This window comes from Pseudomonas sp. 32_A, from assembly GCF_017490905.1.
Classification (GTDB): domain Bacteria; phylum Pseudomonadota; class Gammaproteobacteria; order Pseudomonadales; family Pseudomonadaceae; genus Aquipseudomonas; species Aquipseudomonas inefficax.
In genome coordinates this window covers 26,893-39,671 of record NZ_JAFGYI010000048.1, presented here as the reverse complement: position 1 = coordinate 39,671, position 12,779 = coordinate 26,893, and the positions used below count along the sequence as shown (strand labels likewise).

The 12,779-nt window shown below is 64.1% G+C and carries 12 protein-coding genes, 1 tRNA gene and 1 pseudogene; 8 read left to right on the top strand and 6 right to left on the bottom strand.

What is annotated here, in order from left to right:
- From J5M58_RS28050 to J5M58_RS22690, 4 genes are all read left to right on the top strand, one after another.
- Positions 1-70 (top strand): formate dehydrogenase accessory protein FdhE (locus J5M58_RS28050; protein ID WP_243432471.1); only part of this gene is annotated, 70 nt, incomplete at its 5' end.
- A 160-nt stretch (positions 71-230) separates the two neighbouring features.
- On the top strand, positions 231-1,658 hold the full coding sequence (gene selA, locus J5M58_RS22700; RefSeq protein WP_207879702.1) for an L-seryl-tRNA(Sec) selenium transferase: 1,428 nt from the start codon (positions 231-233) through the stop codon (positions 1,656-1,658).
- Positions 1,655-3,577 carry a selenocysteine-specific translation elongation factor gene (selB, locus tag J5M58_RS22695; protein WP_207879700.1) on the top strand — a complete coding sequence of 641 codons (1,923 nt, stop codon included), beginning with the start codon at positions 1,655-1,657 and terminating at the stop codon, positions 3,575-3,577. The genes selA and selB overlap by 4 nt, the downstream gene beginning before the upstream one ends.
- A 6-nt stretch (positions 3,578-3,583) precedes the next feature.
- Positions 3,584-3,679, top strand: a tRNA-Sec gene (locus tag J5M58_RS22690).
- A 125-nt stretch (positions 3,680-3,804) separates the two neighbouring features.
- Here the strand turns inward: J5M58_RS22690 and J5M58_RS22685 are convergent.
- Both J5M58_RS22685 and J5M58_RS22680 read right to left on the bottom strand, forming a co-directional pair.
- A complete protein-coding gene (locus J5M58_RS22685) occupies positions 3,805-4,794 on the bottom strand; it encodes an asparaginase (RefSeq protein ID WP_207879698.1) in 990 nt (329 codons plus the stop codon).
- Positions 4,795-4,865: 71 nt separating this feature from the next.
- Entirely contained in the window at positions 4,866-6,308 is a 1,443-nt protein-coding gene (locus J5M58_RS22680; protein ID WP_112254079.1) for a sodium:alanine symporter family protein, read from the bottom strand.
- A gap of 179 nt (positions 6,309-6,487) precedes the next feature.
- On the opposite strand from J5M58_RS22680, the gene J5M58_RS22675 reads away from it, so the two are divergent.
- A complete protein-coding gene (locus J5M58_RS22675) occupies positions 6,488-7,297 on the top strand; it encodes a helix-turn-helix transcriptional regulator (protein WP_112254080.1) in 810 nt (269 codons plus the stop codon).
- Between the two features lie 7 nt (positions 7,298-7,304).
- Here J5M58_RS22675 and J5M58_RS22670 read toward each other — a convergent pair.
- Both J5M58_RS22670 and J5M58_RS22665 read right to left on the bottom strand, forming a co-directional pair.
- Positions 7,305-7,628 (bottom strand): annotated as a pseudogene (locus tag J5M58_RS22670) (TSUP family transporter); the annotation flags it as partial.
- Positions 7,629-7,674: 46 nt separating this feature from the next.
- Positions 7,675-8,148 (bottom strand): hypothetical protein, encoded by a 474-nt coding sequence (locus J5M58_RS22665; protein ID WP_243432465.1) that lies wholly within the window; start codon positions 8,146-8,148, stop codon positions 7,675-7,677.
- Between the two features lie 263 nt (positions 8,149-8,411).
- Between J5M58_RS22665 and J5M58_RS22660 the strand changes: the two genes are divergently transcribed.
- Entirely contained in the window at positions 8,412-9,296 is an 885-nt protein-coding gene (locus J5M58_RS22660) for a sugar nucleotide-binding protein (RefSeq protein WP_024086179.1), read from the top strand.
- A complete protein-coding gene (locus tag J5M58_RS22655; RefSeq protein ID WP_207879696.1) occupies positions 9,289-10,221 on the top strand; it encodes an NAD-dependent epimerase/dehydratase family protein in 933 nt (310 codons plus the stop codon). Before J5M58_RS22660 ends, J5M58_RS22655 begins: the two co-directional genes overlap by 8 nt.
- A 116-nt stretch (positions 10,222-10,337) precedes the next feature.
- Here J5M58_RS22655 and J5M58_RS22650 read toward each other — a convergent pair whose 3' ends face one another.
- On the bottom strand, positions 10,338-10,781 hold the full coding sequence (locus J5M58_RS22650; protein WP_112254082.1) for a helix-turn-helix domain-containing protein: 444 nt from the start codon (positions 10,779-10,781) through the stop codon (positions 10,338-10,340).
- Positions 10,782-10,884: 103 nt separating this feature from the next.
- On the opposite strand from J5M58_RS22650, the gene J5M58_RS22645 reads away from it, so the two are divergent.
- Positions 10,885-12,090 carry an MFS transporter gene (locus J5M58_RS22645; RefSeq protein ID WP_112254083.1) on the top strand — a complete coding sequence of 402 codons (1,206 nt, stop codon included), beginning with the start codon at positions 10,885-10,887 and terminating at the stop codon, positions 12,088-12,090.
- On the opposite strand, the gene J5M58_RS22640 is transcribed toward J5M58_RS22645, so the two are convergent.
- Positions 12,078-12,761, bottom strand: coding sequence for an OmpW family protein (locus J5M58_RS22640; RefSeq protein WP_112254084.1), 684 nt, complete (start codon positions 12,759-12,761; stop codon positions 12,078-12,080). The genes J5M58_RS22645 and J5M58_RS22640 overlap by 13 nt on opposite strands.
- Positions 12,762-12,779 lie beyond the last annotated feature (18 nt).

The window sequence follows — 12,779 nt, the reverse complement described above, 5'->3', positions numbered from 1 at the left end:
GCTGGACATTCGCCTGGACGAGGAGGGCTTTCATCGCCTGGCACCGAACCTGATGCTCGCACCCGGATAGTGGCTGAGTGTCTACACTGTAAGACCGAGTCGCCTTCTTCGCGGGTAAACCCGCTCCCACAGGGCCCTCGCAGCTTTTTAGGCTTGCGCGGCCCCTGTAGGAGCGGGTTTACCCGCGAAGAGGCCAGTACAGACAACGGAATAGTCCAAGGTAGTACCGCATGTCCTCCAACCTAGCCAGCGACACCCCACGCCTGCCCTCCATCGACACCCTTTTGCGCCACCCAGCCTGTCTTCCGCTGATCGACCGCCACGGCCGTGACGCAGTCCTGGCCACCCTGCGCCAACTGCTCGACGACCTGCGCGACCCCACCCGCAACGGCCAGCTCAGTGCCGCCGAACTGGCCGCAGAAGTGCTGCTGGGCCGCACTGGTGAACGCTTGGCCACCCAGCAACGCAGCCAGGTCCGCCGTGTGTTCAACCTCACCGGCACCGTGCTGCACACCAACCTCGGCCGCGCCCTGTTGCCAGAAGAGGCCATCGAGGCCATGCAGACCGCCGCCCGCTACCCGCTCAACCTGGAATTCGACCTGGCCACCGGCAAGCGCGGCGACCGTGACGACCTGATCGAAGGCCTGATCCGCGAGCTGACCGGCGCCGAAGCCGTCACCGTGGTCAACAACAACGCCGCCGCCGTGCTGCTGGCGCTCAACAGCCTGGGCGCGCGCAAGGAAGGCATCATCTCGCGCGGTGAACTGATCGAGATCGGCGGTGCCTTCCGCATTCCCGACATCATGGCCCGCGCCGGCGTGAAGCTGCACGAAGTCGGCACCACCAACCGCACCCATGCCCGAGACTACGAGGCTGCCATCAACCCACGTACCGGCCTGCTGATGCGAGTGCATTGCAGCAACTACAGCATCCAGGGCTTCACTACCCAGGTGCCCACCGCCGAGCTGGCGCGCATCGCCCACCAACAGGACTTGCCGCTGCTTGAAGACCTGGGCAGTGGCAGCCTGCTCGACCTTACTCGCTGGGGCCTGCCCGCCGAGCCGACCGTGCGCCAGGCCCTGGCTGACGGCGCCGATATCGTCACCTTCAGCGGCGACAAACTACTCGGTGGGCCGCAAGCCGGGATCATCGTCGGGCGCAAGGAGCTGATCGCCAGGATCAAGAAGAACCCGCTCAAGCGCGCGCTGCGGGTCGACAAGATCACCCTTGCCGCACTCGAAGCGGTGCTGGCGCTGTACCGCAACCCCGACCGCCTGGCCGAGCGCCTGCCCAGCCTGCGCCTGCTGACCCGCAGCCAAGCCGAAATCCAGGCCCAGGCCGAGCGCCTGGCGCCAGAACTCAAGGCCCGCCTCGGGGAGCAATGGGCGCTCAGCGTGGAGCCAGCGCTGGGCATGATCGGCAGCGGCAGCCAACCGGTGGCTCGCCTGCCGAGTGCAGCGTTGTGCCTGCGCCCGCAGGTGTCGAAGAAACTGCGCGGGCGCAGCCTGCATGTGCTGGAGCGGGCCTTGCGTGACTTGCCGGTGCCGGTGCTCGGCCGCATCGCCGACGACGCCTTGTGGCTGGACCTGCGCCAGCTGGATGATGAGGCCCAGTGGCTGGCGCAGTTGCCCGCCCTGCAACTGGGGCCGGTACAGTGATCGTTGGTACCGCCGGCCACATCGACCATGGCAAGACCGCACTGCTCCAGGCCCTGACCGGCCAGGCCGGTGACCATCGCCAGGAGGAGCGCGCCCGTGGCATGACCATCGACCTCGGCTACCGCTATGCGGCGCTGACCGAGGGGGCAGCGCTGACTGGTTTCATCGACGTACCGGGCCATGAGCGCTTTATCCACAACATGCTGGCGGGCGCCCACGGCATCGACCTGGTGCTATTGGTGGTGGCGGCCGACGACGGAGTGATGCCGCAAACCCGCGAGCACCTGGCGATCATCGAGCTGCTGGGCATCCCACAGGCTCTTGTGGCGATCAGCAAATGCGACCGGGTAGAGCCTGCCCGCCTGGCCGAAGTGCAGGCACAAGTCAGCGAACTACTGGCGCCGGGCCCATATGCCGGAGCGCGGCAGTTTCCGTTGTCGAGTGTGACCGGCGAAGGTATCGATGCCCTGCGCCAGGCCGTGCTGGCCGCGCAACAGCGCGTGCGCCAGCGCAGCGTGCGCGGCGGTTTCCGTCTGGCCGTCGACCGCGCCTTCGCCGTTACCGGTGCGGGTGTGGTGGTCACGGGCACGGCGCTGGCTGGGCGGGTCAGTGCCGGCGACACCTTGTTGCTGGGCAAGGCCGGCAAACCGGTGCGGGTGCGTGGCCTGCATGCGCAGAACCAGGCCGCGCTGGTGGCCGAGGCGGGCCAGCGGGTGGCACTGAACATCGCTGCCGAACGGCTGGCGGTGGAGCAGGTGCGCCGAGGTGACTGGCTGGTGCCCGAGTGGCTGCACGCCCCCAGTGTGCGGGTGGATATCGAGCTGAACCTGTTGCCTGGCGAGACCCGTACCTTCGAACATTTCAGCGCTGTGCACGTGCACCTCGGCACCCAGGACGTAACCGCCCGGGTGGCCTTGCTCGAAGGTGAAACCTTGGCGGCGGGTCAGCGCATGTTCGCCCAGTTGCTGCTCAACGCGCCGCTGCAGGCGGTACACGGCGACCGTCTGGTACTGCGCGACCAGCGTGCCCAGCGCACCCTGGGGGGCGGCAAGGTGCTTGACTCGTTCGCGCCAAGCCGTCAGCGTCGCAGCGATGAGCGCCTGCACCAATTGCAGGTGCTGCGTGATGCCGAGGACCTTGAGCAGGCCCTGCCTGCACTGCTCGCTAGCGCACCAGGGGGTATCGACCCGCAGCGCCTGGAGCGGCAATTCAATCGCCTGCGCGAAACCTGGCAGTTGCCGGAACATGTACTGGTGGTGGCCACGCGGCAGGGCCAACTGTTGTTTGCCAGCGCCCGGTGGCAGGCGCTCAAGCGTCAGGTGTTGGAGCAGCTGGCGCGGTTCCATGAACAGGAGCCCGACCAGCTCGGCCCGGACCGCGATCGCCTGCGCCGCTTTGCTACCTTGCCGCTGGAGCGGCCCGCTTTTGTCAGCCTGCTGGATGAGTTGCTCGGGGACGGCGCAATTGCCAGCAGCGGGCCTTGGCTGCACCTGCCCGATCACAAGGTGCAGTTGAGCGAAGCCGACAGTGCGTTATGGGCGAGCCTGCAACCGAAGTTGCTGGCGGGGCAATACGATCCGCCCTGGGTCAGGACGCTGGCGAGTGAGGAAAATTGTGCCGAGGCCGATGTGCGCCTGTTGCTGCGCAAGCTGGCCCGGTTGGGCATGGTGCACCAGGTGGTGCGCGATCTGTTCTACCCCGAGGCGACGCTACAGCGCATGGCAGAGCTGCTGCTGGGGCAGGCAAGTGAAACGCCGATAGTGCAGGTTGCCGCGTTTCGCGATATGTTGGGCATCGGTCGCAAGCGCAGTGTACAGATTCTGGAATACTTCGACCGCATCGGCCTGACCCGGAGGGTGGCCGATCAGCGTCACATTCGCGCCGACAGCGCCCTGGCCCAGCAGCAGGCCAGGCACTGAGTTCAAGGAAGGCAATCGCGCCCGGTGGCGCGGCCGGGCTTCAAACCCGGTTGGGGACGGCAGCCGTTCCCGGGCAGGTTCGACTCCCGCTGCCTTCCGCCATTTTCTTTTGCCTCTCAGGGCCTCTTCGCGGGTAAACCCGCTCCCACAGAGCCTGCATAACCCTCAGGCTGATGCTATCCCTGTGGGTGCGGGTTCACCCGCGAAGAGGCCAGAGCAGGCAGCAGTCAGGCCCGCTCCCCACACAGATCCAGCGCAAACCAACGCTCCGCGCTATCGACATCCAGCCCGGCCCCCAGCAGCGCAACCATCTTGGCCAGCGCCGCCTCGCGGGTCATGCCGCCACCGCTGACCAGCCCGGCCCCGCGCAAGCGGTTACCGGCTGCATAGGTATCGAATACCACGGACCCTTCAGGGCACTGGCTGATCGCCGCCAGCATCACGCCGCGCTGGCGTGCCGCGCTCAGTACATCGAGCAATGCCTGGTCATCTGACGGCCCGGTACCGCTGCCGTAGCACTCAAGCAGCAACCCTTGCACGCCACTGCCCAGCAGTGCCTGCAAGTGCGCGGCCTGCAAGCCCGGGAACACCGGCACTACCGCCAGGTTCACCGGTTGGCGCGGGTGCTTGTAGCCAAGCTCGGCAGGGATCGCCGTGGCGCGCTCGCTGTCACGATGACGCGGCAGCGCGACAAAGGCGTCGAATGCCTCGCTGCGCAGTTTGGTCGCCCGGCTGCCATGCAACAGCTGGCCATGGAAGTACAGCTGCACGCCATCTTCCAATCCCTGTTCGAACTGGCGCAGGGCGCCGCACAGGTTACCCCAGGCATCGCTGTCTGCAGCGCCTGCCGGCAGCATCGAGCCAGTCAGCAGCACCGGTACCGGCAGGCCCAGCAGCAGGAACGACAATGCCGCCGCGCTGTAGGCCATGCTGTCAGTGCCATGCAGCACCAGCACGCCATCATGGCCAGCCACTTCTACCGCTGCGACGATGGCATCGCGCATCGCCAGCCAGTTGTGCTGCTGCATGTTGGCGCTGTCCAGCAGCGGGTCCAGTTCCTGCAAGGTCCAGCGCAGCTGTGGCGCATCGCTCATGTGGGCGAAGTGTTCACGCATGCGCGCTTCGAAACCACCTGCCGGCGCCAGGCCTTCGGGGGTTTCGAGCATGCCGATGGTGCCCCCGGTATAGAGTACGAGGAGATTCTTTACTGCTCGCATGGGAAGTATCCGTAGCGGTGAGCGGAGAAAGGTAAGCCGCCCACGGACGGGGCGGCTGGCAGGGGAGAATATCAGCGCTGCGTCTGGACTTCGCCGACTGCTTTGTGAGTTGCTGTTTCCGCCTGAGGATTGGCAGGCCAGGCATTGCGGTCCAGGTCCAGGTCGGCGAACTTGCTCGAGTCGAACACCGGCTGGTTGACACCGGCCTTGCGCTGCTCGTCGTAGTCGCGCATCACCCGCAGGCCGACCTTGAACAGCAGGGCCAGGGCAATCAGGTTGACGAAGGCCAGGCAGGTCATGGTGATGTCGGCGAAGGCGAACACGGTCGACAGGTCCTGCATCGAACCCCATACCACCAGTGCCAGCACCAGGCCACGGAACACCATCAGTACCACGCGGTTGCGGCTGAGGAACTGCAGGCTGTTCTCGCCCAGGTAGTAGTTGTAGAGGATGCAGGTGAACACGAACAGCGACAATGCCACGCTGACGAACACACGGCCCCAGTCACCCACTACGGCGGCCAGCGAGTTCTGGGTCAGGACGATGCCGTCACCTTCGAAGCCCGGGGTGTAGAAGCCCGACAGCAGGATCAGCAACGCGGTGCAGGTGCAGATCACGAAGGTGTCGAGGAACACGCTGAAGGCCTGGACCACGCCCTGGGCGCCCGGGTGTTTCACCGCGGCCACGGCAGCGACGTTCGGCGCACTGCCCAGGCCCGCTTCGTTGGCGAACACACCACGCTTTACGCCCATGACGATGGCGCTGCCGAGCAGGCCGCCGAATGCCGGGTCGAGGCCAAAGGCGCTCTTGAAGATGGTTTCCAGCATGGCTGGCACGTGCTCGATCTGGGTGCCGATCACGTACAGGGTCACGCCGATGTAGGCCAGGGTCTTGACCGGTACCAGCAGGTCGGACACCGCGGCGATGCGCTTGATGCCGCCGATGAAGGTAATGGCCAGCAGCACGGCGAGTACGATGCCGGTGTGCTTGGGGTCGAAGGCAAAGGCGTTCTGCAGCGAGTGGGTCACGGTGTACGACTGCAGGCCGATGAAGGCGAAGCCGTAGGTGACCAGCAGCAGGATCGAGAACACGATGGCCATGCTTTTCAGCTTCAGGCCGTGCTGGATGTAGTAGGCCGGGCCACCACGGTACAGGCCGTCGCCATCGGCGCGCTTGTAGACCTGGGCCAGGGTGCATTCGAAGAAGCTGCTGGACATGCCCACCAGTGCGGTAACCCACATCCAGAACACCGCACCTGGTCCACCCAGGGTCACGGCAATGCCGACACCAGCGATGTTACCGGCGCCCACGCGGCCGGCCAGGCTCAGCATCAGGGCCTGGAAGGAACTCAGCTGGCCTGCCTGGCCACGCAGCGATTCTTTGAACACACCGAACATGTGGCCAAAATGACGGAACTGGACGAACCGGGAACGGATGGTGAAGTAGCTACCCAGCCCTACGATCAGCACAATGAGAAGTTTCCCCGAGAGGAAATCGTTGAGTACTTCGAGCATTGGAAAATGACCTCGATTCTTATTGTTCGTGTGGAAAGACCAGCGGACGGCAGGCGCACCGCTATTCGTTGGGGCGCATGGTTGGCTATGACAAGAGTGGTTACAATTTCGCGGCTTGCTCTGTTTTGGTGCGACTTGATGCTACACTTGCGCCATTCGCGTCACCTGAGTCCCCTGTCATGAGCGATCATTTCGCTACCAACCTCAAACTGGCCTGCAGCCACTACCGCTCTATCTCCGAAGTTTGCCGCCAGCTTTCGATAAACCGTGCGCAATTCAACAAGTACCTGAGCGGGCAGAGCCGCCCGACGGCTTACAACCTCAAGCGCATTGGTGATTTCTTCGGCGTCGAGGATTACGAACTGAATTTGCCACCCGAACAGTTCAGCCGCCTGATCGGTGCCCGCGTATCAACCCCTGCCGAGCAGCACGGCGATCCGATCAGCGAACTGTTCCGCCCGTTGCACGACCACGCGGGGAACCTGTCGCGCTATTGCGGCTATTACCTGGAGTATTCCAACTGCATGTCGGTGCCGGGCACGATCTTGGTGTCGCTGGTGCACCTGTGGGAAGAGCGCGGGCGCTTTCTGTTCGAGCGCCAGGAGCGCCAGGAACGCTCCAGCGCCACCGACCCCCATGCCGAGGTTCGTTGCCGCTACCTGGGGGCGGCGTTCCAGTTGCAGGACAGGATGTTTCTGGTCGACTACGAGTCGCTGACCTACAACGAGATGAGCCAGACCATCCTCATCCCCAGTTTCAAAAGCCGCATCACCCGCCTGAACGGCCTGAAGGCCGGCGTATCCAGCGGCGACCGGCGCAACCCTGCCTGCACCCGGGTGGTGTGGGAGTACCTGGGCGAGGAGATCAATCGCATCAATGCCTACCGGCAGGTAAAACTGTATCGGCCGGATGATCCACGCATAGATGACGATGTGCGTGAGCGCCTGAGCGTAGGGCCGTTGCGTAACAGTCTGTTCGAGATCGAGTGATGTATCATCAGAGAACGAGTTGACGTAACCACTCGCCAATCGGGTTGCCTGGGTCGAGCAGCAACTTGGTTGCCATGATGCAGCAAACACAGACCAGCAATGGCTTGATCAGCCGGGGGCCAAAGTGCACTGCGCAGCGTGCGCCCAGTTGAGCCCCCACAAAAGCCGCGAACGCCATTGCCAGCGCCAGTGGCCAGATGATCGCCCCGCTGAGTGAAAAGACTGACAATGCGCCCAGGTTGCAGGCTGCGTTCAAAAGCTTGCTGGTACACACGGCTTGTATCAGGTGCTGGCCCAGCAGGATCACGCAGGCCAGCATGAAGAACGAGCCTCATTGAGAGTTTTCCTGTGATCAGCCACGCACCAGCAGCGGGTCTTCAGCGAGCACCAACGGTACTGCGAAGGGGGAGTATCCGAATTGACGGATGAGCAGGCGCCGGTTGTCCTGGAGCATGTCGCGGCCGTGCAAGGCTCGGCTGTTGTTGATCAACAGCGCGCTGACTGCGGTGGCGCGCGAGCTCCAGCAGCAGTTGATTGCGCGAGGCGAGGTATTGGCAACGAGGGCTCTGCGCCAGGGCGGTAATGTCGGGTAGATATTCTGGTACTGGTTCGTTGTTGCAAGGCATTTGCCTGTACATCAAGGCAGATAGTCGGCCTTCATTGAAGCGCTGGAGCAGCGCACGCTGATCCTCACTCAAGGCTTGCTCGAGCTGATCGGCGAATATACGAGCTTGAAGTGCTACGCCTTTGGCCTCCGGTCCCCCCAAGTCAGCAATGGTTTGGCTTGCAAAGGTTATGGCCTTGCTTTGCTCCGGGCTGAAATCCAGGTATGCAACTTCCGAGTGAAGCATTGAACGATCCCTGTACTTGTTTTTGTGAAGCCCCCGGCTGGCAAGTGGGGGAATCGACTATTCAATGCGGTTGTGCTGCTGCATGGAAGTCGGCTCGCTCCTGGTATGTCGTAGGAGATTTCTGCCTGTGGTGGTATTGAACTGTGGAACTTTGGAATCACCACCGGCTGTGGCATCGAACGGGTCCGGTGTTGGACTTCCCCGCCCGGAAACCGCAAAATGGCCTCTTTCCTTCAATCAACCTCTCCGGATCTGCTGACTCTATGCGTATGCGCCTAATGCTGTTGGGTGGTGGCAATGCCCTCGGGCAAGCGCTGATTCGTCTTGGGGCCGAGGAGGACATTGCATTTCTGGCGCCGCGCCCGCCCGAGAACGGCTGGACGCCGGCCAGTCTCACCCAGCTGCTCGACGATCATCGTCCCGATGCCCTGGTCAACCTGGCCTATTACTTCGACTGGTTCCAGGCCGAGTCGGTCAGCGAGCAGCGCCTGGCCCAGCAGGAGCGGGCTGTTGAGCGCTTGGCAGAGCTGTGCCAGCACCACCAGATCACCCTGGTGCAGCCTTCCAGCTACCGGGTGTTCGATGGTTCGCGGGCCACGGCCTACAGCGAAAAGGACGAGCCGGTTCCGCTCGGCCTGCGTGGCCAGGCGCTGTGGCGCATCGAGCAGAGCGTGCGCGCGGCTTGCCCGCAACACGTGCTGTTGCGCTTTGGTTGGCTGCTCGACGAAAGCATCGACGGGGCGCTGGGCCGCTTCCTGACCCGCGCCGAGCAACCTCAGGAGCTGCTGCTGGCCGATGACCGGCGTGGCAACCCGACGCCGGTCGACGACGCCGCCCGGGTGATCCTGTCGGTGCTCAAGCAACTCGATTGCAGTGCGCCGCTGTGGGGCACCTACCATTACGCCGGCAATGAAGCGACCACACCGTTGGCGCTGGGCCAGGCGATCCTTGCTGAAGCAGGCCAGTACCGCCAGCTGGCCGTGCAGGCGCCGACGCCGCAGGCCCATGCCGCACGGCCGGATGCCAGCGAAGAGCCGCAGCACGCGGTACTGGCCTGCAAGAAAATCCTTCATACCTTCGGCATCAAGCCGCGTGCCTGGCGCGCCGGCTTGCCGCCTCTACTGGACCGTTTCTACCGCCATGGCTGACGCCCCCATCCTGATCACCGGCGGTGCCGGCTTCATTGGCTCCCACCTGTGCGATGCGTTGTTGGACAAAGGCTACGCCGTACGCATTCTCGACGACTTCTCCACTGGGAAGCGGGGCAACCTGCAGGTCGGCCACCCACGGCTGGAGCTGGTTGAAGGCGATGTCGCCGATGCCGAGTTGGTCACGCAGGTTGCGGCTGGCTGCAGTGCCGTGGTGCACCTTGCAGCGGTGGCCTCGGTGCAGGCCTCGGTGGATGACCCGGTGCGGACCCACCAGAGCAATTTCATCGGTACCCTCAACGTGTGCGAAGCCATGCGCGTGCATGGCCTGCGTCGGGTGCTGTTCGCCTCCAGTGCGGCGGTGTATGGCAACAATGGCGAAGGCGAGTCGATCGCCGAAGACACCCCCAAGGCGCCGCTGACCCCTTATGCGGTGGACAAGCTGGCCAGTGAACAGTACCTGGACTTCTACCGTCGCCAGCATGGCCTGGAGCCGGTGGTGTTCCGCTTCTTCAATATTTTCGGGCCGCGCCAGGACCCGTCCTCGCCGTATTCCGGGGTGATCAGCATCTTCTCCGAGCGCGCCGTGAAGGGCTTGCCGATCACGGTGTTCGGTGATGGCGAACAGACCCGGGACTTTCTCTACGTGGGCGACCTGGTGCAGGTGATGGTGCAGGCGCTGGAGCAACCGCAGGTCGAGGAGGGGGCGGTGAATATCGGCCTCGACCAGGCCACATCGCTGAACCAGTTGCTGGCGGCGCTGGAGAAGGTGGTGGGCAGTTTGCCGGCGGTCAGCTATGTGGCAGCACGTTCGGGTGACATTCGCCATTCGCGGGCGGATAACCAGCGCTTGTTGGCGCGGTTCGAGTTTCCGCAGGCGACGCCGATGGTCGAAGGGCTGGCGCGGCTGTTGGGCAAGGGCTGAAATCCCTGGGGGCGCTTTGCGCCCCAATCGCCGGCAAGCCAGCTCCCACAAGAGCGAGTCCGCGGTCCCTGTGGGAGCTGGCTTGCCGGCGATTGGGCTGCACAGCAGCCCCAGAATCACTCATGCCGCACCACTTTTCGCAGGCAATCCCCTGCCGCCAGCACCCGCCCATCCCGGGCCCGCACCTGCAGTGTTTCCAGCGCCTGCCCCGTATCACCATCCACCAACTCCGAACGCAACTCACCCGCCTCGAACAGAAACCGCTCCCCCCATTGCCTCAAGCCAACCACCACCGGAAACACCGATCGCCCTTTCTCGGTCAGCACATACTCCTTGTAGGCACTGCCATCCGACGCCGGCTGCAGCGTCAGCAGCCCGCTTTCCACCAGCCACTTCAGCCGTGAGGCGAGGATATTCTTCGCCAGCCCCAGGTTCTTCTGGAACTCACTGAAGCGCCGCAAGCCATCGAAAGCGTCGCGCAGGATCATTAGCGCCCAACGGTCTCCCAGTACCTCCAGGGCCCTGGCTACAGGGCATTGCGCATTATTTTCATCGAGCATGTGTGGGAGCCTTCTGTGATCATCTGGTTGCAGATTAAAACCACATTTGCTAAATAGCCAGTATGTGGTTTCAATTCGAAACCAGATTGACGAGGCCAGCCCGATGAACCCTACGCTGACACGCTGGATAACCCTGTTGCTGGCCATCACCAGCGCCATGGCCGTGGCGACAGTGTATTTCGCCCAGCCTCTGCTCGAGTCGATGGCCGCTGACCTGGGCGTGGCACAGCAGCAGATCGGTTGGGTTGTTGGCGCGACCCAGGCGGGCTATGCCCTGGGGTTGTTGCTGATTGTGCCGCTGGGGGACCTGATCGACCGCAAGCGCCTGTTGCTCGGGCAGTTGCTGTTCTCGGCCGTGGCGCTGGTTGGTGTAGGCATGGCACCGAACTGGGCACTATTGCTGCTGGCCCTGGCCATCACCGGGCTGATGGCGGTCATGGTGCAGGTAATGGTGGCGCATGCAGCGAGCCTTGCCGCTCCCGGCCAGCAGGGGCAGGCCGTGGGTACCGTCACCAGCGGCATAGTGCTGGGCATTCTGCTGGCACGGCTGGTCTCGGGTGGCCTTGCCGACCTGGCTGGCTGGCGCAGCGTGTACCTGATCGCCGCAGGGCTGTTGTTGTTGCTGGCCCTGGTGCTGTGGCGCAGCCTGCCCACAGGGCAACCAGTGGCGCTGCGGTCTGGCTACCGGGCGCTGATCGTTGCCCAGTTCAGGCTGTACCGGAACGACCGGTTGCTGCGTCAGCGCGGGCTGTTCGGCGTGTTGATCTTCGCGGCGTTCAGCGTGCTCTGGAGTGCCATGGTCATGCCCCTGAGTGCTGCGCCACTGGCGCTGAGCCATACCGAGATCGGCCTGTTCGGCCTGGCGGGTGTTGCCGGCACATTGGCGGCAGCGCGCGCCGGTCGCCTGGCCGACCAGGGGATGGGGGAACGGACCACCGGGGTGGCGTTGGCTCTGCTGCTGCTGTCATGGCTGCCTACGGCCTTCGTCGGGCATTCACTGGTGGCGTTCGGGTTGGGTGTGCTGATGCTGGACTTTGCCGTGCAGGCGGTGCATGTCACCAACCAGAGCATGCTGCTCGCCGGGCGTGGCGCAATGGCCAGCCGGTTGATCGGCGCCTACATGTGTTGTTATTCGCTTGGAAGTGGAGCGGGGGCGGTGCTGGCGAGCTGGGTGTATGCCCATTGGGGTTGGGCAGCGGTGTGTGGGCTTGGGATGGGCATCAGCGCGGTCGCGCTGGGGTACTGGCTATGGCTGCAACGCGCGAGGGCGGCCGAAGCCGCCCTGCCGTGTTCAGGTCAGAACTTGTAGCCAAGGCCGACCATGTACACCCATGGGTCGACCTCGACGTCGACCTTGGTCTTGCTGTAGCCCAGTGCGGACGGGCCGTTGACGCTGGCCTTGGTGTCGATGTCGACGTACCAGACCGAGGCGTTGACCAGCAGGTTGTCGGTGATCATGTAGTCCATGCCCAGCTGACCGGCGATGCCGACCGAGTCCTGCAGCTTCAGGTTGCTGAAACCCTGCTGCTTGCGTGCACTGCTGAGGTCTTCATCGAAGAACAGGGTGTAGTTGATGCCGACGCCGGCATACGGCTGGAACTTGGAAGTCGGCTCCATCGGGTAGTACTGCAGCGACAGGGTCGGTGGCAGTTGCTTGATGTCGGCCAGCTTGCCGTCCAGGCCGCCGCCCAGGCCTTTGACGCCGACGGTGTGCTTGAACGGGGTGGCTGCCAGCAGCTCCAGGCCGATGTGGTCGGTGAGCATGTAGGCGAAGGTCAGGCCCAGCTGGGTGTCGCTGTCCAGGGTCGCCTTGGTGCCCGAGACTTTGTTGCCGTCGAATTTCAGGTCGCCGCTACTTTCGTTGGGAGCGGTGGTGATGGCACCGGCGCGGACGATGACATCGCCTGCCTGGTGGGCGTGGGCGACGGGGGCAGCGAGCGCCAGGGCCGCGAGGGCGGCGCTGAGCAAGGACTTGTTCATGGAAGCTCCCAAAGGACG